This is a genomic window from Polaribacter sp. OB-PA-B3 (assembly GCF_054589375.1).
In genome coordinates, this window is the sequence record NZ_BAAIIX010000002.1 from 522,452 (window position 1) to 547,803 (window position 25,352).

Genomic DNA, 25,352 nt, shown 5'->3' on the forward strand with positions numbered 1-25,352 from the left:
TGATGGGTTTTAAAATTATAATATTAATTATCTAATTATTCATTAGATCCTACGTTACCTTGAGCAACAATAGTCCCTAATTGAGATGCACTTAAATGTACATTAATATAACCATCAAAAGATAAAATTTCATCATAAGTAATTGCCGTACCATCATCTAAAGTTTCTACTTGAGACATACTCATTCCAGTATCTCCATTTACAGGAGAAAAGCTAAAAGCAATTGGTCCGCCGGTTGCCGCGTCATTTTCATGAATATGTGCTGGATGCATTCCACCAACTGGTGTGTTCATAATATTTAATACAGCTAATGCAGAACCGTCAATTCTTTTATAAAAAGTTGCAGTACCAGAAATTCCTACTACATCTTTTTCTGCTAAGGTATACACTTTACTTTCTGACGTTAAATCGTTTTTACCAATGTCTCCTTGAGCTACAATTGTAGAAAGTTGTGTTGCACTTAAATGAACATTAATATAACCATCTAAATTTGCAATATCTGCATAAACAAATGAAGATCCATCATCAAAAGTAGATACATTAGTCATACTCATTCCTGTATCTCCATTCACCGGATTAAAAGAAAATAATATTGCACCACCTTCTACAGCTGTATTGGCATGAATATGTGCTGGATGTGATCCACCAGCAGGAGTATTCATTAAATCTAAGGTTGCTAAAGATTCTCCATTAACTCTTTCAGAAAAAGTTGCTGATCCAGAAATACCAGTTACATCTTTTTCACCTAAGTCATATATTATTGTGTTTCCTGTTAAATCATTCTGACCAATATCACCTTGAGCTACAATTGTAGAAAGTTGTGTTGCACTTAAATGAACATTAATATAACCATCTAAATCTGCTATATCAGTATACATTAAAGAAGACCCATCATCAAAAGTTGAAACATTAGTCATACTCATACCTGTGTCTCCATTCACTGGATTAAAAGAAAGCAATATTGCACCACCTTCTACAGCTGTATTAGCATGAATGTGCGATGGATGTGATCCCCCAGCAGGAGTATTGATTAATTCTAAAGTTGCTAAAGATTCTCCATTAATTCTTTCAGAAAAAGTTGCAGTTCCAGAAATACCAGTTACATCTTTTTCTCCTAAATCATACTCTTTAGTGTTCCCCGTTAAATCATTCTGACCGATATCTCCTTGAGCTACAATTGTAGAAAGTTGTGTTGCACTTAAATGAACATTAATATAACCATCTAAATCTGCTATATCAGTATACGTAAAAGAAGCCCCATCATCAAAAGTAGAAATATTAGTCATACTCATACCTGTGTCTCCATTCACTGGATTAAATGAAAACAATATTGCACCACCCTCTATAGCTGTATTTGCATGAATGTGCGATGGATGGATACCTCCTGCAGGAGTATTCATTATATTTAAAGTTGCCAGAGCTTCTCCATTAACTCTTTCAGAAAAAGTTGCTGATCCAGAAATACCAGATACATCTTTTTCACCTAAGTCATATGTTATTGTGTTTCCTGTTAAATCATTTTGACCAATGTCTCCTTGAGATACAATTGTACCTAATTCGTCTGCGCTTAAATGAACATTAACATAACCATCAAAGTTTAGTAGTTGGTTGTATGTTATAGATGTACCATCGTCTAAGGTTGAAAATGTAGTTGTGCTTTTTCCAATATCTCCATTTACAGGATTTAAACTTACAGCAATAGCACCGCCTTCTGCAGCTGTATTTATGTGTATGTGTGCAGGATGAATTCCCCCAACAGGAGTACCTGAAATAGTTATAGATGCAGTAATTGTGGCATCTGTATTTTCTTTAAATGTTACTGAACCACTTATTCCGTCTACATCTTTAGATGAGAGATCATATAACACGGCATTTCCATTTGGTAATGGCAACATAAATTCGTCATTGTCATTATCTTCACAACTTTGGAAAATAAAAGTTGAGGTAACAATTAGTAATAAAAGTTTAATTTTTTTCATAATGTTATTTTGTTTAATTATTTTAAAATAAAGATAAACAAAATATTGAACAAGTATTAACTCATTAAAAATAAATAGTACCTCATATAAAAAATTAACTTAATTTTAAGATAATTCAACAGTAATTGGTAAACATTTAATAAATTCTGAATTTACTGAAAAGTTTCTAAAGCCTTATTGTAAGCGCTTTCAAAACTCATCGGCTTTATATTTGTAAAAGCTTTTTCTGTAGTAAAATAAGATAATAATTTTTCGGTTGGCATGTTACCTGTTAAGTCATCTTTTGCCATTGGACAACCACCATAACCCTTGATAGCACCATCAAACCTAATACAACCAGCTTTAAAAGCAGCATTTACTTTCTCGTGCCACTTATCTGCTGTTGTATGTAGATGTGCTCCGAATTCTATGTTTGAATATTCTGGAATTAAATTTGAAAATAAATATTCTATAACATCTGGTGTAGAACTACCAATAGTATCTGAAAGCGATAAAATTTTCACGCCCATTTTAGATAATTTTTCGGTCCACTTACCTACTATTTCCACATTCCAAGGATCTCCGTAAGGATTACCAAATCCCATTGATAAGTACGCTACTACTTCTTTATTAGACTTATCGGCAATATTTAAAATAGCATCTAAAGTTTCTATAGATTCTGCTATTGTTTTATGCGTATTTCTCATTTGAAAGTTTTCTGAAATAGAGAATGGATATCCTAAATAATCTATTTCTTCAAAAACAGAAGCATCATTTGCTCCTCTAATATTTGCAATAATCGCTAATAACTTACTATCTGTTTTCGATAAATCTAATTTTGATAAAACAGCAGCAGTATCTCGCATTTGCGGAATCGCTTTTGGAGAAACAAAACTTCCAAAATCAATAGTATCGAAACCAACTTTTAAAAGTGAATTTATATACAATGCTTTTTGCTCGGTTGCAATAAAATGAGATTTAATACCTTGCATTGCATCTCTAGGACATTCTATGATTTTGACTTTTTTCATCAAATCAAAGATAAAAAAACAAACTGATTTCAATGTTAATTTTAAATTGAATATTACATTCTTTTCAATAAATTTGCTTTCTAAATGAAACATCACAAATTTGTTCTTATTATAATTGTTATTTCTCAATTCTGCTGTACGTCTTTATGGTTTGCAAGCAATGCTGTATTAACAGATTTAATAAATAACTTCGATTTAAAAACCAATGCTTTAGAAAATTTAACTTCTGCAGTTCAATTCGGTTTTATTTTAGGAACATTGTTATTTGCACTTCTTTCTATTGCAGATAGATTCTCGCCTTCTAAAGTATTTTTCTTTTGTGCATCTTTAGGCGCTATTTTTAACACTTGTTTAATTTTTGATGAGAACACATTATTTAGCTTACTGTTATTAAGATTTTTAACAGGAGTATTTTTAGCCGGAATTTATCCTGTAGGGATGAAAATTGCTACAGATTATTTTGAAAAAGGACTAGGAAAATCTTTAGGTTATTTAGTTGGAGCGTTAGTTCTAGGAACTGCTTTACCACATTTACTTAAAGATGGTTTACAAGACTATTCATGGAAAAATATAGTTTTATCTATTTCGGTATTAGCAACTTGTGGTGGATTGTTATTATTTGCTTTAGTACCTGATGGGCCTTATAGAAAAAAAGGAAACGCTTTAGATATTTCTATCTGCTATAAAGTTTTTAAAAATGTTCAATTTAGAAAAGCTGCTTTTGGATATTTCGGCCATATGTGGGAACTTTATACGTTTTGGGCCTTTGTTCCAATACTTTTAATTACGTATTCAAACATTCATAAGCAAGTTCACTTTAATATTCCGTTATTGTCTTTTTTTATAATTTCTATAGGAAGTATTGGATGTATAATTGGTAGCAATATTGCTGCTGTAATTGGTACAAAAAAAACAGCTTATTGGTCTTTACTTTTATCTTGTTTTTGTTGTTTGATTTCTCCACTATTTTTTATGATTGATAATGCAATAATTTTTATTAGTTTTCTACTTTTTTGGGGAATGGTTGTTATTGCAGATTCACCACTATTTTCTACGCTAATCGCTCAAAGTGCTCCTAAAAAAGATAAAGGTACAGCCCTTACAATAGTAAATTGTATAGGTTATGCCGTTACAATTTTTAGCATACAAGTCACTAGTTATATTAATCACATAACAAACACTACATTTATATACTTAATACTGGCAATTGGCCCTATATTGGGCTTAATCGTTTTAAAAACAAATAGTAATTTTTCTAAAAACTAATATTACTTTTAAGATTGTAAAGGTATTTCTGGTAACTTATTTTTAAAACTTGGTGCATTATCTCTGTAGGAAACAAGTTTCTTTTTAGAAACAAGAACTATTAAATCTTCACTTAAAGTAAATAAACAAGCTGTTCTAAATTTATTTAATAATAAACTTTCCAATTCTGATTTTAATTCTTCTAAAGTAAATTGCTTAAACTTATTATCATCGGTATAACGATATTTTAGCTCAAAAACATCTTTGTTGTCAATTTTAAACAAACGTGCATATACATTTAATAAACCTTCACTTTTTCTAATGGGTTTACTAACTGTTAATTTAACAAACTCATCATTTGCTATGCTTTCTTTTAAAACTTCAAAAAAATGGATAAATTCACTCATAGTACAATTATAAAAAACGCCACTAAAAAGTGGCGTTTTTAAGATATTAATAATCTTAGATTATTATAATCAAAAAGGTATTTTAATATATTGTTATGGTCTAAAATTAATTTTACGCATACGTAAGCTTTCTGGAGTAACTTCTAAGTACTCATCAGCTTTAATATACTCCATACATTCTTCCAAAGAAAAATCAATTTTTGGTGCAATCTTAACACTATCATCTGTACCAGAAGAACGCACGTTAGTTAATTTTTTACCTTTAATTAAGTTTACACCCATATCATCGGCTTTAGAGTTTTCTCCTACAACCTGCCCAATATAAATATCTTGGTTTGGATCGATAAAGAAACGACCTCTATCTTGTAATCTATCAATAGCATAAGCTGTTGCTTTACCTGCTGCAGATGATACAATTGCACCTTTAATATCTTCAGAAAATTCACCTTTAAAAGGTCCGTATTCAGAAAAACGGTGGTTAATAATAGCTTGACCTGCTGTTGCAGTTAAAATTTTATTACGTAAACCAATTAAACCTCTAGAAGGAATTGTAAATTCTAAATGTTGTAAATCTCCTTTAGGCTCCATAATTAATAAATCTCCTTTTCTAAGAGATACTAAATTAATTGCTTTAGATGCAACATCTTCAGGAACATCGATAGATAAAGTCTCGTAAGGCTCACATTTCACTCCGTCAATTTCTTTTAAAATAACTTGTGGTCTACCTACTTGTAACTCATACCCTTCTCTACGCATTGTTTCTATTAATACAGATAAGTGTAAAACTCCACGTCCGAAAACGTTAAATTTATCTTCAGAATCTGTAGTATCTACTCTTAATGCAAGGTTTTTTTCCATTTCTTTAAACAATCTGTCACGTAAATGACGAGATGTTACAAATTTACCTTCTTTACCAAAAAACGGAGAGTTGTTAATAGTAAACAACATACTCATTGTTGGTTTATCAATTTCTGTTCTTGGTAATGCCTCTGGGTTTTCTAAATCTGCAATTGTATCACCAATTTCAAAATCTTCTACACCAGTAATTGCACAAATATCACCACAAGGTACTTTATCTACTTGTACTTTACCCATTCCTTCAAAAACGTGTAATTCTTTAATTCTAACTTTTTTAGTAGAACCATCTGCTTTACATAACATGTAATCTTTACCTGCTTCTAAATCACCTCTAAATACACGTCCGATAGCAATTCTACCTGTAAAAGCAGAAAAGTCTAAAGATGTAATCTGCATTTGTGCAGTACCTTCGTTGTATTTAGTTTCTGGTATAGATTCTAATACAGCATCTAATAAAGGTACAATATTGTCTGTTTCATTTTTCCAGTCTGTAGACATCCAATTGTTCTTTGCAGAACCATAAATTGTAGTAAAGTCTAATTGCTCTTCTGTTGCTTCTAGAGCAAACATCAAATCAAAAACTTTCTCATGAACTAAATCTGGTGTACAGTTTTCTTTATCTACTTTGTTAACAACTACAATAGGAGTTAATCCTAATTCTAAGGCTTTACCTAATACAAAACGAGTTTGTGGCATTGGCCCTTCAAATGCATCCACTAATAATAAAACACCATCAGCCATTTTTAATACACGCTCTACCTCTCCACCAAAATCGGCGTGACCAGGAGTATCAATTACGTTAATTTTTGTGTTCTTATAATTTACAGATACGTTTTTAGAAAGAATCGTAATTCCTCTTTCACGTTCTAAATCGTTGTTATCTAACAATAAATCTGTACGTTCTTTACGTTCGTCTAAGATTTTTGCTTGATCTATAATTTTATCAACTAACGTTGTTTTACCGTGATCTACGTGGGCTATAATAGCGATGTTTCTAATTGGTTGCATTCTTGCGTTCTTAAATTTCGTGCAAAAGTAGTGTTTTTAGTTTAAAGATTGGTTTCAAACCAAAAAAGTTTAACTATCTAATAACTATTAATATATCTAAGTGAAGATTTTGGTATGTTATTTTAAGAAACAACCTCCTTTTAAATTAATTAATTTTAAAGAAGGAAAATACTCTTTTAAAATTCTGATAGCCTTAGTACTTCTAACACCTGATTTACAATAAACAACTAAACTTTTATCAACATTTACCTCTTCTAGCCTTGATTTCAAATCACTTAACGGAATATGTTGACCTCCAATATGGTATTGATTTCTCTCTTCATCTTCTCGAACGTCTAGCAAATTGTAATCAGAAATATTACTTTCTAAAGAATTAAGAGTAATTTCTTCAATGTCTAACTCTACTCCGCAGAAAACATCATAATTCTCTTCTAATTTCTGAATATCAATTTTAGTGTCTTTCTGATAACTTAAAGTTACTTGCTGCATTGTTAATGTATTATATAACAATAATTTATTTGACAACACATTTCCTATTCCGCAAATAATTTTTATCGTTTCATTTGCTTGAAAACTACCTATAATACCCGGCAAAACACCTAGTACACCAATTTCAGAACAATTTGGTGATTCATCTGGCTTTGGTGGCGTTGGATACAAACATCTGTACGTTGCACTATCTTTATAATTAAAAACACTTACTTGCCCTTCAAACTTAAAAATTGCTCCGTAAACTAATGGTTTGTTTGCTAGAATAGCTGCATCATTAGCTAAATATCTTGTCGAAAAATTATCGGATCCGTCAACAACAATATCATATTTTTTAAATAATGGAATAGCATTTTCTTTTGATAATTTTTTTTGATAAACATCAAACTTAATAAACGGGTTTAATGCTGATAATCTTTTTACGGCAGCTTTAGCTTTAGACAAGCCAATATCATCAATGGTATATAAAATTTGACGTTGTAAATTACTTTGAGCAACAACATCATCATCAATAATACCAATATTACCAACACCTGCAGCGCTTAAATATTGTAAAACAGGGCAACCTAACCCGCCAGCTCCAATCACCAAAACTTTAGCTTTTTTCAGTTTTAATTGTCCTTCTTTACCTATTTTATCTAAAATAAGGTGACGATTGTATTGTTTATATTCTTCCTTAGATAAACTCATATAAATTATACCTTTTCAAAATGTTCCCAATCTTTCCAAACAACTTCTAAATCATTATTTTTCAACATTTTTACCACATCTTCTGTACTTCTTTCATCAGAAATTTCGAATTGTTCTAAAGATTGTGGTTCAACAGAATAACCACCAGGATTTGTCTTAGACTCGGCACTAATAGAAGTAATCCCTAATTTAACGATATGATTTCTAAAAATTTCACTTTCTCGGGTAGACATAGACAATTCTACATCTTCATCAAACAAACGAAAAGCACAAATAGTTTGTACTAAATCTTTATCAGTCATTTCTACTTTTGGTTCTAAACCACCAGAATGTGGTCTTAATCGAGGAAAAGAAATCGAATATTTGGTCTTCCAATACGTTTTTTGCAAATATTTTAAATGTAAAGCTGTAAAAAAGCTATCTGCTCGCCAATCTTCTAAACCAAATAAAGCGCCCAAACCAATTTTATGTATTCCTGCTTTACCCAATCTATCTGGTGTATCTAAACGATAATCAAAATTAGATTTTTTCCCTTTTGGATGATGCTTTTTATATTCTTCTCTATGATAAGTTTCTTGATAAACAAGTACAGCGTACAAACCATTTTCTTTTAATAAAATGTAATCTTCTGTATTTAAAGGCTGAATTTCTATGGTTATGTTAGAAAATTTATTGCGTATTAATTGAATCGCATTTTTAACATAATCTACACCAACAGTTTTATTTGCTTCGCCAGTTACTAATAAAATATGATCATATCCTTTCTTTTTTAGAAAAGCAACTTCTTTTAAAATTTCTGAATCTGTTAACGTTCTTCGTGGTATTTTATTGGTCATACTAAAACCACAATACGTACAAATATTCTGACACTCGTTACTTAAATACATGGGCGCGTACATTTGTATTGTATTCCCAAATCTCTTTTTAGTAAGCGCATGACTTTTTTGCGCCATTTGCTCTAAATATGGTTTTGCTGCCGGAGACAATAAAGACTTAAAATCTTCTAAATCTAGATTATCTTTTAAAAGTGCCAACTCTACATCTTTACTGGTTTTATTGTAGATGCTTTTTAAAGTTGTACTCCAATCATAAGTATCAAAAAGTGTTTTAAAGTTGCTCATTTTTTAATTTAAAAATGATGTTAACGGACTACTTGCAACTGCTTTTTTATTTACAGGAGCTAGTTTTGCTTCAAAAGCCATTCTACCAGCTTCAACTGCCATTCTAAATGCTTTTGCCATCTCAACAGGGTTTTTAGAGACTGCAATTGCCGTATTAACCAGAACTGCATCTGCACCTAATTCCATTGCAAATGCTGCATGAGAAGGCGCACCAATACCAGCATCAACAATAACCGGCACATTCGATTGCTCGATAATAATTTCTAAAAAATCTACTGTTTTTAAACCTTTATTACTACCAATTGGTGCGCCTAAAGGCATTACACATTGTACACCCACTTCTTCTAAGCGTTTACATAGAACAGGATCTGCATGAATATATGGCATTACTACAAAACCTTTTTTAACCAATTCTTCTGATGCTTTTAAAGTTTCTATGGGATCTGGCAACAAATACCTAGGATCTGGGTGAATTTCTAATTTTACCCAATTAGTTTCTAAAGCTTCTCTAGATAATTCTGCAGCAAAAACTGCTTCTTTAGCATCTCTTACGCCAGAGGTATTGGGTAATAAATTTATTCTGTCATGATTTAGATGTGTTAAAATATCATCTTCTTCGTTTGCTACATCAACTCTTTTTAATGCTACAGTTACCAATTCACTTTTACTTTCTAATAGCGCCTCTTTCATTAAATTAGACGAACTAAATTTACCTGTTCCGGTAAATAAACGAGAATTAAATGTTTTATCGGCAATTATTAATTTTTCCATGCTATTTAATTTTTATCAAACTTAAATATTTGCTCTTGAGGTCTATCTTTAAGTAATGTTTTATGAAAGTTTGAAATTACATTGTAATTCTTGGTAATTTCTGATGAAACAGCCACCCCGTAAACACCTGTTTCAATAATTGATTCAACATCGTTTAAAGTAATGCCGCCAACTGCTATAATTGGTATAGAAGTTTTTAATTCGTCTATTATAACCTTGTAACCTGCTAATCCTAAGACCGGACTTAATTTTTCTTTTGTATTTGTAAACCTAAACGGACCTAAACCGATATAATTTACTTTTTTTTCTATTAAGGCTTCACAATCTTTTAAAGTATTAGCGGTACCCCCAATAATTTGCCAAGACGCTAATTCTTTACGAACCAAATTAGGGCAAGCATCTGTTTTACCTAAATGCACGCCATCTGCCTTTATAGCAATTGCAACTTTGTAATAATCATTTATAATTAATCTAGTTTGAAAATTATCTGTAACTTCTTTAACCTTTTTAGCTGTTTCTAAAACAATTTGTTCCTCTACATTTTTTAAACGTAGTTGAACTGTCTCTGCACCAGAACTACAAGCATTTTTAATATTTTTTAAATGCTCTTCTGGTGATTTTCCTTGAGATATATAATGTAATTTACTTATCATTTTTATTTTTTATGGTTTCCTAATAAACTTGTATTAGAATTTAAAAATTGTTCTGTATATAACTTTGTTTTTCTGCAAGCATCATCTATATCAAAACCTAAAGCTATATTAGCAGCTAATGCAGATGATAATACACAACCGCTACCATGTTTCTCATATACTTTTTTAGCAATCGGCGGTATATTTAATTGCTCCAAACTATTGTAATAGACTTCATCTAAACCTTTTTGCTCTTTTCTGTGTCCGCCTTTTAAATAAAGGTTTGTTTTATTCGCTATAAATTCTATTGTTTCTTCAATATTTTTTTCGGGAAACAAAGCCTTAATCTCATCGTAATTTGGTGTAATAAAAAAACAAGACGATAAAATTTTTTCTAAAATATTTAGATTTTGATTTGTATGGAAATTAAAACCACTACTGGTTTTTAAAACAGGATCTAATATTATTTTTACTGATGTATTTAATTCTTTTATCTTATTTATAATCTTAAACAAACGTTCCCAAGATTCAATAACACCTATTTTAACAACACTGATAGAAAACCTATCGAATAAAGTTTCTATTTGACTAATGATAATCTCTTCTGAAATCCAAAAACAATGTTTAAAATTAATGTCATTCTGAACAGTTACAGCTGTACAAACAGATAAACCATATAAACCATGTGCTTCAAAAGTTTTTATGTCTGCTGTTAAACCAGCACCACTAGATGGGTCTAAACCTGCAATTGTTAAAATAAAGTTGTTATTTTCTAACATAAAAATTAGCTTTTAGAGACTTTATACTGACTTTTTATACTTTTAAAACTTTCAATAGCGTTTTTCGCATTCCAAACTCCACCTAAAACTCCGATACCGTTATATCCTAAGTCTAAAACTTTTGGTATTGTTTCTTTATTTACGCCTCCCATACCAATTATTGGTTTATCAATATGGTTTACATCAAAACCTCTACCCTGATAACCTTGTTTTGATATTGATGAAAAAACCGGACTCAGTAAATTATAATCAAATTTTATTTCACAATTTTCTAATTCATTTGGCTCATGGAAAGAGCTACTTATCGTTTTACCTTTCAAATTAAAATTAGAAAAATAATCTGCTCCGATTTCTAAAACATCTCTGCGTTTTTGTTCCTGAAAATGAATTCCTTTTAAATTAAATTCATGAATCAATTCATGATAATAATGTAAAACTATTTTAGAGTGAAAAGCTGCATCTATTTGGTTTAAGTATTGTAAATATTCTTCTTTAGATTTATTGGGTTTTCTTAAATGATAATACTCTAAACCTTCTTTAAATAAAGTTTCTAAAATTTTAATTTCACCAATAACATCTATTTCTGGAGATATAAGTATTATCATCTTTTAAAATTATTTTTTTTAAATAATTGATTATAAAAGCTCAAAATATTAAAAGCACAACTGTGTCTCCCCCAAGACACAGAAGCGCTTTTATGGCAGAAGTATGTTATAAATATACTTCTGAACCTTTGTCTTTAAATTCTTTTGATTTTTCTTCCATTCCTTTTGCAAAAACCTCATCACCCTCTACCTTATTCTCTGCTGCAAAATCTCGAACTTCTTGAGAAATTTTCATTGAACAAAATTTAGGACCACACATAGAACAAAAATGTGCAATTTTAGCTCCTTCAGCAGGCAAAGTCTCATCATGATATTCTCTTGCTAACTCTGGGTCTAATCCTAAATTAAATTGATCTTCCCATCTAAATTCAAAACGCGCTTTACTTAAAGCATCGTCTCTATGTTGTGCCCCTGGATGTCCTTTTGCTAAATCCGCTGCATGTGCAGCTAATTTATAAGTAACTACTCCTGTTCGCACGTCTTCTTTATTTGGTAACCCTAAATGCTCTTTTGGTGTTACATAACATAGCATTGCACAACCAAACCATCCAATCATAGCTGCTCCTATTCCAGATGTAATATGATCGTATCCTGGTGCAATATCCGTAGTTAGTGGCCCCAATGTATAAAAAGGTGCTTCATCACATGCTTCTAATTGTTTATCCATGTTAGCTTTAATCATATGCATTGGCACATGACCAGGCCCTTCTATAAAACACTGTACTTCGTGCTTTCTTGCTATTTTAGTTAATTCTCCTAAAGTTTCTAACTCTGCAAACTGTGCCTCATCATTTGCATCTGCAATAGAGCCTGGTCTTAAACCATCTCCTAATGAAAATGCAACATCGTATGCTTTCATAATCTCACAAATTTCTTCAAAATGAGTATATAAAAAACTTTCTTTATGATGAGCCAAACACCATTTTGCCATAATAGAACCTCCACGAGACACAATACCGGTAATTCTTTTTGCAGTCATTGGTACGTATCGTAAACGTACACCTGCATGAATTGTAAAATAATCTACACCTTGTTCTGCTTGTTCTATTAATGTATCTCTAAAAATCTCCCAGGTTAAATCTTCTGCTACACCGTTTACTTTTTCTAAAGCTTGATAAATAGGCACTGTCCCCACAGGAACCGGTGAGTTTCTAATAATCCATTCTCTAGTTTCATGAATATTTTTTCCGGTAGATAAATCCATAATATTGTCTGCACCCCAACGACAAGCCCAAACAGCCTTTTCTACCTCTTCTTCTATAGAAGAAGTAGTAGCAGAATTACCAATATTAGCATTAATTTTAACCAAGAAGTTACGACCTAGAATCATAGGTTCTGCTTCTGGATGATTAATGTTAGATGGAATTACTGCTCTACCTCTTGCCACTTCTTCTCTAACAAATTCTGGCGATATTTTTGCTGGAATACTTGCTCCGAAATCTTGACCTGGATGTTGTTTAGATAAGCGTGTAATCTCATCTATTTTTTGATTTTCTCGAATTGCAATATATTCCATTTCAGGAGTTATTATTCCTTTTTTAGCATAATGTAATTGTGTAACATTTTGCCCTTTTTTTGCTCTTAATGGTTTTTGTAAATGATTAAAACGTAAATGATCTAAACTTTTATCATTTAAACGTTCATTACAATATTTAGAAGAAAAAGAATCTAACTGCTCTACATCATTTCTTTCTAAAATCCACTCTTCTCTAATTCTTTCTAAGCCGTTGTGAATATTAATTTCTTTAGTAGGATCTGTATATGGCCCAGAAGTATCATAAACAGTAACTGGCTCATTTGCAGTTCTTTTTTTAGTCATAGAATCTACCGTATCACTAAGCTCTATTTCGCGCATTGCTACTTTAATTTTTGGATACAGTTTACCTTTTACATAAACTTTTTTTGAATTAGGAAAAGGATTTCTAGTAATTCCTTTACTTGGTGCCGTGTCTTTATTCTTCATTTTTTTTGTTGTAAGTTTTATCCGCCTTGAGTAGATTTTATGATTAAAACTTTATCATTATTATGAAGTAAATTAGAAGACCAATTTTCTTTTTTTACAACATTAGAGTTTACGGCAATAGCAATTCCGTTTGTTTTTATTTTTAAAAAACAAATTAACTCTTCTATTGATATTTCTTTAGAAAACTGTTGATTTTCTTGGTTTACATTTATAGTAATCATAAGTATAAATATTACTGTAAACCAAAGAGAGGTAGTTATACAACTAAATCTAGGTAACTTTTTCCTACGTTGGTATTAACCAAATCAGGTTCTAAGGATGTTTCTCAAACTAATTTAATAGCTACTCCTAAAGTTTACAAGACAAATATATCTTTTATTTTTTTTAAAATTATATTTTTTTAAAATTATTTTACATCATCTTTAAATGCTGATGGTAAAATATCTGGTATTAATTTTATTAATAATGGTAATAACAATGCGCCACCAGGAAGCATAAAAACAGTAAAAGCAGGTATTGCTTTACAAATATCTAATAACTGTACTTTTATTTTTAACCTCTCTTCTTCTGTTAATTGCGAATGTGTAGATTTTCTTATTAAATGCATTGCCTCTTTACTCTGCAACAATTCTTGGTGCAGTCTTAGTTTATTTCTGTGCAACAACATTTTTATTTCATCTATCGTTTGCATTATATTTTTCTGCGTTTGCGTTCTGCTTTAATTAAGTTTAACTCTCTACTCGTTTGTCCTGCAACAGAAGTGTTTTCTTCTGCCCTTCTTATTAAGTATGGCATTACATCTCTAACCGGGCCAAAAGGTACATATTTAGCAACATTATACCCTAATTCTGCTAAATTAAAACTAATATGATCGCTCATACCATATAATTGACCAAACCACAAACGCTTATCATCTTTAGGTATTTTATATTGTTCTGCTAATTTCAAAAGTAAATAAGAACTTTCTTCATTATGTGTACCTGCAAATAAAGCCATTTTTTTATGCTCCATCATGTACAAAATAGCGGCATCATAATTTTTATCTGTAGCTTGTTTATCTGCACAAATAGGAGATTCATATCCTTTTTCTTCTGCTCTACTTCTTTCCTTTTCCATGTAAGCACCACGAACTACTTTCATTCCTATATGAAAATCTTTCTGATATGCTCTTTCATACAAACCTTTTAAATAGTCTAAACGATCATGCCTATACATTTGTAACGTATTAAAAACAATAGCTTTGTCCTTATTGTATTTTTCCATTAATTCTTCAACTAAATCGTCTGCTGCATCTTGCATCCAACTTTCTTCAGCATCTATCAATAAAGGTACATCTTGTTTTACTGCTGCTTTACACACAGTATGAAAACGGTCTTTTACACGAAGCCATTCAGATTTTTCTTCTACTGTTAAGGGTAGTTTTTCGGTTATTTTTTGAAAAAGCGCAAATCTACCAAATCCAGAAGGTTTAAAAACCGCAAACGGTATTGATTTCTTCTCTTCACCAAAATTTATAATCTTTAAAATAGTCTTTAGAGTTAAATCAAAAACCTCTTCTCCTTCTTTACCTTCTACAGAATAATCTAATACAGAAGATACTCCTTTCGTATACAACTTTTCTATGTTTGGTAAACAGTCTTCTTCTGTTACACCACCACAAAAATGATCGAATACAGTAGAACGAATTAATCCCTCTACAGGTAAATGTGCTTTTAAAGCAAAATTTGTTACAGCTGTACCTATTCTAACCATTGGTTGGTTCTGTATCATCTTAAAAAGAAAGTATGCTCTTTCTAATTCTGAGTCTGTCTTTAATGAAAATGCAATTTCAGTATTATCAAAAAATTTCATTCGTTAGATTTTAATTTTAAACAAAGATAGTCTAAGACTATAAATAATTCAATAATTTCTATTTAATTTGCACATTCAATATTAAAATGATGAAATCTATAAAAGCCGTAAGTTATCCTGTTCATTTTCAAGAAAAAGGATACGAAGAATTATCGAACTTAATTTCTAACAAGAACTATTCTACGCTATTCATTTTAGCTGATGAAAATACTTTTGAATGCTGCTACCCTAAATTTATTCCAAATTTAAAAACAGATGTTCGTGTTGAAGTTATAGAAATAGAATCTGGAGAAATAAATAAAAATTTAGAAACCTGTGCTGGTGTTTGGAATGCTATAACAGAACTTGGCGGAGATAGAAAAAGTTTAGTAATTACTTTAGGCGGTGGCGTTATTACAGATTTAGGTGGTTTTGTTGCCTCTTGTTTTAAAAGAGGTATCGACTTTGTTAACATACCAACAACACTACTTTCGATGGTAGATGCCTCTGTTGGTGGTAAAACAGGTGTAGATTTAGGAGTTTTAAAGAACCAAATAGGCTTATTTGCAAACCCAGAAATGGTAATAATAGACACTAATTATTTAGAAACTGTAACAGAAAGAGAAATAAAATCTGGTACAGCAGAAATTATTAAATACGGTATTACTTACGATAGTAAACTGTTTTATGAAATTAAAAACAATAAAGGATTAGATATTAAAGACTTAATTTTTAGATCTATAGAAATTAAGAACGAGGTGGTTTTACAAGATCCTAAAGAACAAAACTTGCGTAAAATTTTAAATTTTGGACATACATTAGGGCATGCCATAGAATCTTTTTACTTAGAATCTGCAGACAAAGAAACGTTAACACATGGTGAAGCTATTGCTATTGGTATGGTTTGCGAAAGTTATATGTCTGAAAAACTTCTAGGTTTTCCTTCTGAGAAAGTTTTTGAGGTTAAAGATGTTGTACTTTCTATTTACAATAAAATTAACTTATTAAAAGAAGATTTTACTGCAATTTTAGAATTACTTAAACACGATAAGAAAAACGTTAACGGACAGGTTAACTTTGTGCTTTTAAATGATTTTGAAGACTATAAACTTGATTGCAAAGTGCCTGTAGATTTAATTATTGAAAGTATGGAATTTTACAATAATTAATTTAAATTTAACTCATATAAAAAAAGCCTTTTCAAATTGAAAAGGCTTTTTTTATATTTTGTAAAAATGAAATTATACTTTTTTAACTTTTACCGCATTCATACCACGCATACCTCTTTCTAATTCGAAAGAAACTTTATCGTTTTCTGCAATTTGATCTATTAAACCACTTACGTGTGTAAAATACTTTTCGTTATTTTCTGTATCAATAATAAATCCGAAACCTTTAGAAGTATCAAAGAAAGAAACTTTACCTTTTCTTACAGGATCTTCTTCTGGTAAATCTTCTTTTTTAGTTACAGAAATTTGAATATCTTCTAACTCATACTCTACTTTTAATTCTGGATCTGGCGGAGTATCTGTTAAATTACCATTGTGATCTACGTATGCAAATTGAATACCTGTAGACCCATTTTCTTCTTTGGCAGCTTTTCTAGCTTCCATCTTTTTAATCTTATCCTGACGTTTTTTTAAACGTTTCTTTTCTTTTTCACTTTTACTAAATGTTTGTTGCGATTTTGCCATTAAAATACAAAAGGTTTTTTTATTAATATTTCTAGAAAGATAAAATACGTTACAAGAAAATCTAATTAAAGCTAACTAGTATGTTGAAGGAATTGTATTCTGTCTTACAGCTACAAAGGTACAAAATATAAAGGAATAATTCATACTTTTTAATTGTTGATTATCAAGTATTGAGTAAAAATCAACATTTTTCAAAAAAAAACCAATTTTTAAAAACCGTACATCAAATTATTACGTATATAATCCTGAAAACTAAAAATAAACAGAATGAAATCTATTAAAATTATAGCGCTAGTATGTGCTACTACACTTGGTTTAACTTCTTGCTCTAACAATGATACAGACTTAGACCTACAAACTGAAACAAAAATTTTATTTACTTCAAATAATTCTGATGGTAATGTAAATATGTACAATGTTTCTGATATCAATAATATCTTAACCTCTACAATAACAACTAACACTACAAAAGCAGACGGTATTTATTATGATGGTTCTCAAGATTTGGTTGTACAAGCTTCTAGAAGCACATTTGGTTTAGAAGGTTATACAGGTATTGATGTTTCTAGTACTTCATTAACAGCTAATGTTGGTGTTACTGGTTCTTTAGATATGACAAGCCCGAGAGAATTGGCAGTAAGTGGTAACTTTTATGTAGTTGCAGATAATGCAGATGTAGACGGAGACGATACTACTAAAGACGGTAGATTATTTATCTACTCTAAAAATGGTAATTCTTTTACTTTAAGAAACACAATCACAACTAATTTTAAACTTTGGGGAATTGTATTTAAAGGAAACGATTTATTTGCTATTGTAGACACTACTAATGAATTGGCTGTATTCTCTAACTTTTTAAGTAATACAAGTACAGCAACTGTAGAAGCTACAAAAACAATTGCAATCGAAGGAATTGTTAGAACGCATGGTTTAACGTATGATGCTACAACCGATGTTATGATATTAACAGATATTGGTGAAGCTTCTAACGGACAAGATGATGGTGGTTTTCATATAATTGAAGATTTTACATCAAAATTTAACGCTACAGCAAACGATGCAACTTTAGCCGTTTCTCAGCAAACAAGAGTTTCTGGTGCTAGTACTCTATTAGGAAACCCTGTGGATGTTGCTTACGATAGCGATACTAAAACTGTATTTATTGCTGAAGCTGGAAACGGCGGAGGAAGAATATTAGCTTTTAATAATATAAATAACGGAGGCAACTTAACTCCGTCTTATAATACCACATTAGCTTCTGCTTCTGCTGTGTATTTACATAAAGAGTAAAAATTATACAAAAACATTTTTGGTTGAATGTTTTATGTTAATGTTGGGCCTTCCGTTTTTTCGGAAGGCTTTTTTTATGTATTAATATATTGTTAAAAAAACACCAAGTTTTAGTAAAACTTCCTTTTTTAATAGTAATACTATTATATTTGCAACCTAAAATAGTTTCAACATGAAAAACTTATTATCAATATTAAAAATTACAGTACCCGATAAGATTTTTATTAAAGATCCAGAAACCTCGAACTTAGGTAAAAAAATAATAGAAAATAGTATTCTACTAATAGACGAAATTGGATTCGAAAACTTTACCTTTAAAAAATTAGGAACTAAGATAAAATCTAATGAAAGTTCTATTTACAGATATTTTGAAAGTAAACATAAATTACTATTGTATTTATCTTCTTGGTATTGGGCTTGGTTAGAATATCAATTAGTTATAGAAACATTTAGTATATCAGACAAAGAATTAAAACTAGATAAAGCTATAGAAGTAATTACTAGAACGGTATCTATAGATAGCAATTATTCTCATATAAATGAAGCCATTTTATATAAGATAATTGTAAATGAAAGTTCTAAATCTTTCTTAACAAAAGAAGTAGACACAGATAATAAAGAAGGATATTTTGAAGTCTACAAAAGGTTAATAATAAGAATAAAAGAGATGATATTAGCTTTAAAACCAGATTATGAATTTGCACTTAGTCTCTCAAGCACAATTTTAGAAGGTGGCTTACACCAACATTTTTTAAAAGAACATTTTCCATCCATTACAAATAGTAAAAAAGGTGCTACGCCTACTCGTTTCTTTACGCAACTTGTTAAAAACACACTAAAATAAAATGAATACTACAAATAAAATAACACCATGGAGACGTTTTGTGGGGCTTTTAAAATTAGAAAAAAAAGATATTTTTCAAATTTTCTATTATGCCATATTTGGTGGTGTTGTAGCACTATCATTACCTTTAGGAATACAGGCAATTATTAATTTAATACAAGGAGCTCAAATATCTACTTCTTGGGTAATTTTAGTTATTGTTGTTACAATTGGTGTTATATTTTCAGGCGCTTTACAATTAATGCAACTAAGAATAATAGAAACAATTCAACAAAGAATTTTTACAAGAGCTTCTTTTGAGTTAAGCTACAGGTTTCCCAAAATTAAAATGAATGAGCTACGTAATAATTATCCGCCAGAATTGGCAAATAGATTTTTTGATACCTTAACGATACAGAAAGGATTGTCTAAAATTTTAATTGATGTACCTACAGCTTTATTACAAATAGTTTTTGCTTTAATATTGCTTTCTTTTTATCATCCCTTTTTTATAATTTTTGGTATTCTTTTATTACTTCTAATATATATCGTTTTTAAATTTACCGCACAAAGAGGTTTAGAAACTAGTTTAAAAGAATCTAAAATTAAATATAAAGTTGCCCATTGGATTCAAGAAGTTGCAAGAACCGTGGTAAGCTTTAAACTATCTGGTAATACAAATTTAGCATTAAAGAAAAATGATGATTTGGTAAGTAAATATTTAGAAGCTAGAGAAAATCACTTTAGAATTTTAATTTTACAATTTAGCCAAATGATAGGCTTTAAAGTAATTGTTACTGCTAGTTTATTATTAATTGGTGGTGCATTAGTTCTAAACCAAGAAATGAATATAGGACAGTTTGTTGCTGCAGAAATTATCATTTTATTGGTAATACAATCTGTAGAAAAATTAATTGTTGGTTTAGAGTCTTTTTATGACGTTCTTACATCTATAGAAAAAATAGGACAAGTTGTTGATAAAGAATTGGAATCTCAAGAAGGTGAAAAACCAATTTTTAAGAAAGGTTTATCTATAGAATTAGACAATGTTTCTTATACTGTAGAAGATAGAAAAAAACCAATTATTAAAGATATTTCTTTAACTATTAAACCAGAATCTAGAATTCTTGTGCACGGAGAAAGTGGCGCTGGTAAATCGAGTTTATTAAGATTAATTGCCGGAGTTATAGAACCTACAGAAGGCAATATTTATATCAATAACTTATCTTTAAACAGCTTACACCTTAATCATTATAGATCTCAATTAGGTTTATCTCTTTCAGATGAAACTCCTTTTGAAGGTTCTATTAGAAATAATTTGGTTTTTGGTAATCAAGAAATTACAGATGATACAATTTTTGAAGCTTTAGATATTGTTGGTTTAAATCAATTTTTAAAAGAGCAGCCTAACGGATTAGAAACTGTTTTATATCCAGAAGGCAAACAAATGTCTTATACAATTGCCAAGAAAATAATTTTAGCAAGATCTATAATTAAAGCACCAAAAGTAATGATTTTAGAAGATCCATTAGATCAATTTAACCTAGAAGAAACTGTTAAAATAATTAGCTATTTGACAGATGTTAGTAGACCTTGGGCCTTAATTGTTGTAAGTAGTAAAAAGAGTTGGAAAACACAATGCAGTCAAGTTATAACTCTAGAAAAAGGAGAAATTAAATCTATAAATTAATAATCATGTTAAATATTTCTAACAATCAATTAAATAATAAGGTAGATTTAAAAAAATTTAAATCTGGTAAAGATATTTTTACAAAAAACTATTATAAATCTTTAAATAAATTTTTGTTGGCTTTTGCTATTATTGGTTTTATCCTTTTATTTTTACCTTGGACGCAAAACATTACTAGTCAAGGTTTAGTTACAACATTAACTCCAGAACAAAGACCACAAAGTATACAATCTCAAATACCTGGAAGGATTGAAGAGTGGTTTGTAAAAGAAGGTGATTATGTAAAAAAAGGAGATACTATTTTAAGAATTTCTGAAATTAAAAGTGATTATTTTGACAATAGATTAATCGAAAGAACAAACAATCAAATAAATGCAAAAAATTCTTCTGTAAATGCATATCAACAAAAATCTAATGCTTTACAAAGACAAATAAACGCATTAAAAGATGAGCAAGTTTTAAAAACTGCGCAATCACAAAACAAACTTTTGCAATCTAAACTTAAAGTACAAAGTGATAGTATTGCCTTACAAGCAGCAAAAACCAATTTATCTATCGCAGAAAAACAGTTTTTAAGAACAGAAACGTTACAAAAAGAAGGTTTAAAAGCCGTTGTAGATGTAGAAGAAAAACGTTTAAAACTACAAGAAACTCAAGCTAAATTAATAGCTCAGCAAAATAAATTATTAGCAAGTAAAAATGATGTAATTAATGCTAAATTAGAATTATCTAGAATTAAGGCAACATTTACAGATAAAATTTCGAAAGCACAAAGTGACATGTTTACTGCAAGATCTAATGGTTTTGATGCAGAAGCACAAGTATCTAAATTAGAAAATAGCAATAGCAATTATAAAGTTAGAAATAGTCTTTTATACGTAACATCACCACAAAATGGATACATCAACAAAGCTATTAAAGGAGGTATTGGAGGAACTTTTAAAGAAGGCGAATCTTTAGTTGGTATAATGCCAGAGAAATATGATTTAGCCGTAGAAACTTATGTAAAGCCAATAGATTTACCACTTTTACACATAGGTGAAGAAGTAAGAGTTCAGTTTGACGGTTGGCCTGCAATAGTTTTTTCTGGATGGCCAAATGTATCTTATGGTACATATGGTGGTACCGTAGTTGCTATAGAAAATTTTATAAGTGAAAATGGTAAATACCGTGTTTTATTGGCACCAGATGAAAGAGAAAATAAATGGCCAGAAGCAATTAGAGTTGGCTCTGGAGCAAAAACAATCGCATTATTAGAAGATGTGCCAATTTGGTTCGAATTATGGAGACAGTTAAACAGTTTTCCGCCTAATTACTATCAACCAAATACAAACAAAAGCAAAAAAGAAACTAAAAAGTAAAACAAATGAAGAAGTTTTTACTAATACTAACAATGTTATTTTTTTCTACTAATTATGCACAAGAAAAAATTAGCAATCAACTAACTTTATCTGAATTTTTAAGTTACGTTAAAAATTATCATCCAATAGTAAAACAAGCTAATTTAATTTTAAATGCTAGTGAAGCTAAATTGTTAAAAGCTAGAGGCGCATTTGATCCTAAGATAGAAGTAGATTTTGATAAAAAACTTTTTAAAGAGAAAGAATATTATAATAAATTAAATAGTTCTTTTAAAATACCAACTTGGTATGGTGTAGAATTTAAAGCAAATTTTGAACAAAATGACGGCTTGTTTTTGAATCCAGAAAATAGTGTACCAGAAGATGGTTTATATAGCGCAGGAGTTTCTATTTCACTAGCAAAAGGTCTGTTAACAAATAAAAGAATGGCTTCTTTAAAACAAGCTAAATACTTTTTAAATCAAGCTAAAGAAGAACAGCAAATACTAATTAATAAAATTTTATATGACGCTTCAATAACTTATTTTAATTGGCTAAAAACTTACAAAGAAAATTTAGTTTATAAATCTTTTTTAGAAAATGCAGCGACAAGATTTAATGGTACAAAAAGAGCTTTTGAAGAAGGAGAAAAGCCTGCAATAGATACTTTAGAGGCTGGTATTACTTTAAATTCTAGAAAATTAAATTTAGAAAAATCAAAAATTAAATATATAAAAGCATCTTTAGAATTGTCTAATTTTTTATGGCTTAATAACAATACACCTATTGAGTTAAAAGAAAATATAATTCCAGATTTAGAAGCAAAAAACTCTGTTGATAAAACATTTAATATAGCTTTATTTAATAAGGAAAATTTCGATATCGAAAATCATCCGAAGATAAAAGCTTTAGAATTTAAAACTAAAAACTTAATTGTAGAACAACGTTTAAAAAAGAACAATTTACTGCCTAAAATAGATTTACAATACAATTTTATTTCTGCAGATGGCAATCAAATTAACTCATTCAACTCTTCTAATTACAAAGCAGGTGTAAATTTCAGTTTTCCGATATTTATCAGAAAAGAAAGAGGTGATTTAAAATTAGCAAATATAAAGCTTTTAGATCAAAAGTTAGAAAATGAAACTACCAAGGTTGCCATAAAAAATAAGGTAAATAGTTTATTATTAGAGTTAGAATCTTTTAATAACCAAAATACTTTTACAGATACAATAGTAAGAGATTACAATGTTTTGTTAAAAGCAGAAGAAAGAAAATTCTTCTTAGGAGAAAGCTCTTTGTTTTTGGTTAATTACAGAGAAGAAAAGTTTATTGATGCACAGTTAAAAGCAATCAAATTAGAAAATGAATTCTTTAAAACAAAAGCAACACTATTTAAAGAAGCTGTTTTCAATATCAATGATAACTAATCTGTTTCTTCTAAAGTAAAAAATTCATTTACAGGAATCTTAAATACTTTAGACAATTTTAAAGATAAAACTGTAGAAGGAACATACCTGTTTTTTTCTATTGAATTTATAGTTTGCCTAGACACACCAATTGCTTTTGCTAAATCGTCTTGGGTTAAATCTAAAATAGCTCGCTGTACTTTTAAAGTATTTTTCATCTTATCTATTTAGTCTTTTTAACTGCCAAAAAATCATTAGCTGCACAACCAACATGTAAAATAACACTTCAAAATAAGTAAAACCAACTAATTTTTCATCAGCATTAAAAAGTTTACCAACACCATAATTAATAATTGGTTGCAGTAAAGAATATAAAATTGCTAAAACAAAAGCAATTCTATAAGATTGCGCTCTTAATGTTTCTATAAACTCATCCTCTACTCTATCTTTTGATATAGAAATCAACAACATACCTATCAAAAGCAAACCAGATAATAGCGGTTTCACCCAAATTGGTTCGTCAAAAAACTTTTTTACAATCATCAATCCAAAAATAAAAAAGGTTACATAATAACCAATTTTCTTGAATTTATTAGACAATTGAAACTTGTTCATTTTTTCAATATAACTTCTTTCTCGTTCACAAACAGACACTTTTGGCATAACTAAAACATTTTACAATTAGACAAATAAACTTTATATAATGTCAAATATACTTTACATTATTAATTTTTACAAATATTTTTAATTATATTTAAAAACAATTCACTAAACTTTTTTAAAATGACTACAAATTCGAATAAACCTAGTAAAGCCTTTTGGGCAATTGGTATTCTTTCACTTCTATGGAATTTAATGGGTGTAAGCGCTTATTTATTTCAAACATTAGCTACAGATGAAATGATTGCAAGTATGCCGCCAAAACAACAAGCAGAAATGATGGTAGAACATCCGGCTTGGTTAACTGCATTATTTGCATTAGCAGTATTTGGTGGTGTTTTAGGTTGTATATTTTTTCTTGTAAAAAAGAAACTATCTTATTATTTATTTTTATTATCCGGAATTTGTGCAACAATACAACAAGTATATATTTTAATGGATATTGATCTAAGTATGTATGTTATGCCAATTTTAGTGATTTTAGTTTGCCTGTTTTTAATTTGGTATTCTAAAAAATGTATCGCAGACGGAATTCTAAAATAATTTCTGTTAATCCTATTCAAAAAACACAGCAATAAATTCTGCTACACAAGCTGGTTTTTCTTGTCCTTTAATCTCAATTGTACAAGAAAAAGTAGCTTTTATACCATTTTCGCCTAAACTTTCTACCAGTTTTAATTTAGAAATCATTCTTAATTTGCTATTTACAGGAACAGGATTTGGAAAGCGAACTTTATTTAATCCGTAGTTTAAGCCCATTTTTAAACTTTTAATATCAAAAATATCTTCTAATAATTTAGATATCATAGAAACAGACATAAAACCATGTGCAATTGTGCATTTGTAAGGACTTTCTTTTAAAGCTCTTTCTTCATCTACATGAATCCATTGTTTATCTAAAGTGGCATTTGCAAAATCATTAATCATTTCTTGGGTTACTGTATACCATTCGCCAATTGGCAAATCTTTACCTTCTAACCTTACAAACTCACTTAGGGTATTTAATATTAATGGTTTCATTTTATCCAATTTAAATGTTAAAAAATCAACTTCTAATTT

General features: G+C 29.7%; 26 protein-coding genes and 1 riboswitch. Of the genes, 8 read left to right on the forward strand and 18 right to left on the reverse strand.

The features are described from left to right. Positions 1 to 35: 35 nt before the first annotated feature. Positions 36 to 1,979 carry a hypothetical protein gene (locus ACYPV9_RS06165; RefSeq protein ID WP_459742352.1) on the reverse strand — a complete coding sequence of 648 codons (1,944 nt, stop codon included), beginning with the start codon at positions 1,977 to 1,979 and terminating at the stop codon, positions 36 to 38. 152 nt (positions 1,980 to 2,131) lie between these two features. After that, the gene (locus tag ACYPV9_RS06170) at positions 2,132 to 2,989 is read right to left on the reverse strand and encodes a beta/alpha barrel domain-containing protein (protein WP_459742354.1); all 858 of its coding nucleotides are present in this window, start codon (positions 2,987 to 2,989) and stop codon (positions 2,132 to 2,134) included. Positions 2,990 to 3,073: 84 nt separating this feature from the next. On the opposite strand from ACYPV9_RS06170, the gene ACYPV9_RS06175 reads away from it, so the two are divergent. Next, positions 3,074 to 4,255: an MFS transporter gene (locus ACYPV9_RS06175; protein WP_459742356.1), complete on the forward strand. Its 1,182-nt coding sequence runs from the start codon at positions 3,074 to 3,076 to the stop codon at positions 4,253 to 4,255. An 8-nt stretch (positions 4,256 to 4,263) separates the two neighbouring features. On the opposite strand, the gene ACYPV9_RS06180 is transcribed toward ACYPV9_RS06175, so the two are convergent. The 12 genes from ACYPV9_RS06180 to ACYPV9_RS06235 all read right to left on the reverse strand — a co-directional run bounded on the left by ACYPV9_RS06180 (position 4,264) and on the right by ACYPV9_RS06235 (position 15,408). Next, the gene (locus ACYPV9_RS06180; RefSeq protein ID WP_299059790.1) at positions 4,264 to 4,641 is read right to left on the reverse strand and encodes a hypothetical protein; all 378 of its coding nucleotides are present in this window, start codon (positions 4,639 to 4,641) and stop codon (positions 4,264 to 4,266) included. Between the two features lie 93 nt (positions 4,642 to 4,734). Then, a complete protein-coding gene (gene typA / locus ACYPV9_RS06185) occupies positions 4,735 to 6,507 on the reverse strand; it encodes a translational GTPase TypA (protein WP_299059788.1) in 1,773 nt (590 codons plus the stop codon). 117 nt (positions 6,508 to 6,624) lie between these two features. Further along, the gene (gene moeB / locus ACYPV9_RS06190; RefSeq protein ID WP_459742359.1) at positions 6,625 to 7,686 is read right to left on the reverse strand and encodes a molybdopterin-synthase adenylyltransferase MoeB; all 1,062 of its coding nucleotides are present in this window, start codon (positions 7,684 to 7,686) and stop codon (positions 6,625 to 6,627) included. A gap of 5 nt (positions 7,687 to 7,691) precedes the next feature. Further along, positions 7,692 to 8,807 (reverse strand): 2-iminoacetate synthase ThiH, encoded by a 1,116-nt coding sequence (thiH, locus tag ACYPV9_RS06195; RefSeq protein WP_459742361.1) that lies wholly within the window; start codon positions 8,805 to 8,807, stop codon positions 7,692 to 7,694. A 3-nt stretch (positions 8,808 to 8,810) separates the two neighbouring features. Continuing rightward, complete coding sequence (locus ACYPV9_RS06200) at positions 8,811 to 9,578, reverse strand: thiazole synthase (protein WP_299059780.1); 768 nt, start codon at positions 9,576 to 9,578, stop codon at positions 8,811 to 8,813. Between the two features lie 5 nt (positions 9,579 to 9,583). After that, positions 9,584 to 10,231, reverse strand: a complete 648-nt coding sequence (gene thiE / locus ACYPV9_RS06205) for a thiamine phosphate synthase (protein WP_459742364.1) — start codon at positions 10,229 to 10,231, stop codon at positions 9,584 to 9,586. A gap of 2 nt (positions 10,232 to 10,233) precedes the next feature. Beyond that, entirely contained in the window at positions 10,234 to 10,989 is a 756-nt protein-coding gene (locus tag ACYPV9_RS06210; protein WP_459742366.1) for a hydroxymethylpyrimidine/phosphomethylpyrimidine kinase, read from the reverse strand. 5 nt (positions 10,990 to 10,994) lie between these two features. Further along, positions 10,995 to 11,594, reverse strand: a complete 600-nt coding sequence (locus ACYPV9_RS06215) for a thiamine phosphate synthase (RefSeq protein ID WP_459742368.1) — start codon at positions 11,592 to 11,594, stop codon at positions 10,995 to 10,997. Positions 11,595 to 11,700: 106 nt separating this feature from the next. Then, a complete protein-coding gene (gene thiC / locus ACYPV9_RS06220; RefSeq protein WP_459742370.1) occupies positions 11,701 to 13,557 on the reverse strand; it encodes a phosphomethylpyrimidine synthase ThiC in 1,857 nt (618 codons plus the stop codon). Between the two features lie 17 nt (positions 13,558 to 13,574). After that, positions 13,575 to 13,778, reverse strand: a complete 204-nt coding sequence (thiS, locus tag ACYPV9_RS06225) for a sulfur carrier protein ThiS (protein ID WP_299059765.1) — start codon at positions 13,776 to 13,778, stop codon at positions 13,575 to 13,577. A 44-nt stretch (positions 13,779 to 13,822) separates the two neighbouring features. After that, positions 13,823 to 13,917: riboswitch (TPP riboswitch) on the reverse strand. 46 nt (positions 13,918 to 13,963) lie between these two features. Continuing rightward, complete coding sequence (locus ACYPV9_RS06230; RefSeq protein WP_459742372.1) at positions 13,964 to 14,248, reverse strand: LETM1 domain-containing protein; 285 nt, start codon at positions 14,246 to 14,248, stop codon at positions 13,964 to 13,966. Continuing rightward, a complete protein-coding gene (locus tag ACYPV9_RS06235) occupies positions 14,248 to 15,408 on the reverse strand; it encodes a proline dehydrogenase family protein (RefSeq protein WP_459742374.1) in 1,161 nt (386 codons plus the stop codon). Before ACYPV9_RS06235 ends, ACYPV9_RS06230 begins: the two co-directional genes overlap by 1 nt. Positions 15,409 to 15,497: 89 nt before the next feature. On the opposite strand from ACYPV9_RS06235, the gene aroB reads away from it, so the two are divergent. Further along, positions 15,498 to 16,556: a 3-dehydroquinate synthase gene (gene aroB, locus ACYPV9_RS06240; protein WP_459742636.1), complete on the forward strand. Its 1,059-nt coding sequence runs from the start codon at positions 15,498 to 15,500 to the stop codon at positions 16,554 to 16,556. A 72-nt stretch (positions 16,557 to 16,628) separates the two neighbouring features. Here aroB and ACYPV9_RS06245 read toward each other — a convergent pair whose 3' ends face one another. After that, the gene (locus ACYPV9_RS06245) at positions 16,629 to 17,081 is read right to left on the reverse strand and encodes a cold-shock protein (protein WP_077809540.1); all 453 of its coding nucleotides are present in this window, start codon (positions 17,079 to 17,081) and stop codon (positions 16,629 to 16,631) included. Between the two features lie 267 nt (positions 17,082 to 17,348). Between ACYPV9_RS06245 and ACYPV9_RS06250 the strand changes: the two genes are divergently transcribed. From ACYPV9_RS06250 to ACYPV9_RS06270, 5 genes are all read left to right on the forward strand, one after another. Then, positions 17,349 to 18,371, forward strand: coding sequence for a hypothetical protein (locus ACYPV9_RS06250; RefSeq protein ID WP_459742377.1), 1,023 nt, complete (start codon positions 17,349 to 17,351; stop codon positions 18,369 to 18,371). A 172-nt stretch (positions 18,372 to 18,543) separates the two neighbouring features. Further along, on the forward strand, positions 18,544 to 19,215 hold the full coding sequence (locus tag ACYPV9_RS06255) for a TetR/AcrR family transcriptional regulator (RefSeq protein WP_299059751.1): 672 nt from the start codon (positions 18,544 to 18,546) through the stop codon (positions 19,213 to 19,215). Position 19,216: 1 nt separating this feature from the next. Beyond that, complete coding sequence (locus tag ACYPV9_RS06260; RefSeq protein ID WP_299059749.1) at positions 19,217 to 20,884, forward strand: peptidase domain-containing ABC transporter; 1,668 nt, start codon at positions 19,217 to 19,219, stop codon at positions 20,882 to 20,884. A 5-nt stretch (positions 20,885 to 20,889) separates the two neighbouring features. After that, complete coding sequence (locus ACYPV9_RS06265) at positions 20,890 to 22,245, forward strand: HlyD family secretion protein (RefSeq protein WP_459742380.1); 1,356 nt, start codon at positions 20,890 to 20,892, stop codon at positions 22,243 to 22,245. Positions 22,246 to 22,250: 5 nt separating this feature from the next. Continuing rightward, positions 22,251 to 23,654, forward strand: a complete 1,404-nt coding sequence (locus ACYPV9_RS06270; protein WP_459742382.1) for a TolC family protein — start codon at positions 22,251 to 22,253, stop codon at positions 23,652 to 23,654. On the opposite strand, the gene ACYPV9_RS06275 is transcribed toward ACYPV9_RS06270, so the two are convergent. Both ACYPV9_RS06275 and ACYPV9_RS06280 read right to left on the reverse strand, forming a co-directional pair. Then, on the reverse strand, positions 23,651 to 23,851 hold the full coding sequence (locus ACYPV9_RS06275; protein WP_299059740.1) for a helix-turn-helix transcriptional regulator: 201 nt from the start codon (positions 23,849 to 23,851) through the stop codon (positions 23,651 to 23,653). The two genes, ACYPV9_RS06270 and ACYPV9_RS06275, sit on opposite strands and share 4 nt — an antisense overlap. Before the next feature lies 1 nt (position 23,852). Further along, positions 23,853 to 24,296: a hypothetical protein gene (locus ACYPV9_RS06280; protein WP_459742384.1), complete on the reverse strand. Its 444-nt coding sequence runs from the start codon at positions 24,294 to 24,296 to the stop codon at positions 23,853 to 23,855. A 120-nt stretch (positions 24,297 to 24,416) separates the two neighbouring features. Here ACYPV9_RS06280 and ACYPV9_RS06285 point away from each other — a divergent pair, with 120 nt between their 5' ends. Beyond that, on the forward strand, positions 24,417 to 24,836 hold the full coding sequence (locus tag ACYPV9_RS06285) for a hypothetical protein (protein WP_459742386.1): 420 nt from the start codon (positions 24,417 to 24,419) through the stop codon (positions 24,834 to 24,836). A gap of 12 nt (positions 24,837 to 24,848) precedes the next feature. Here ACYPV9_RS06285 and ACYPV9_RS06290 read toward each other — a convergent pair whose 3' ends face one another. After that, positions 24,849 to 25,313, reverse strand: a complete 465-nt coding sequence (locus ACYPV9_RS06290) for a MaoC family dehydratase (protein ID WP_459742388.1) — start codon at positions 25,311 to 25,313, stop codon at positions 24,849 to 24,851. Positions 25,314 to 25,352 lie beyond the last annotated feature (39 nt).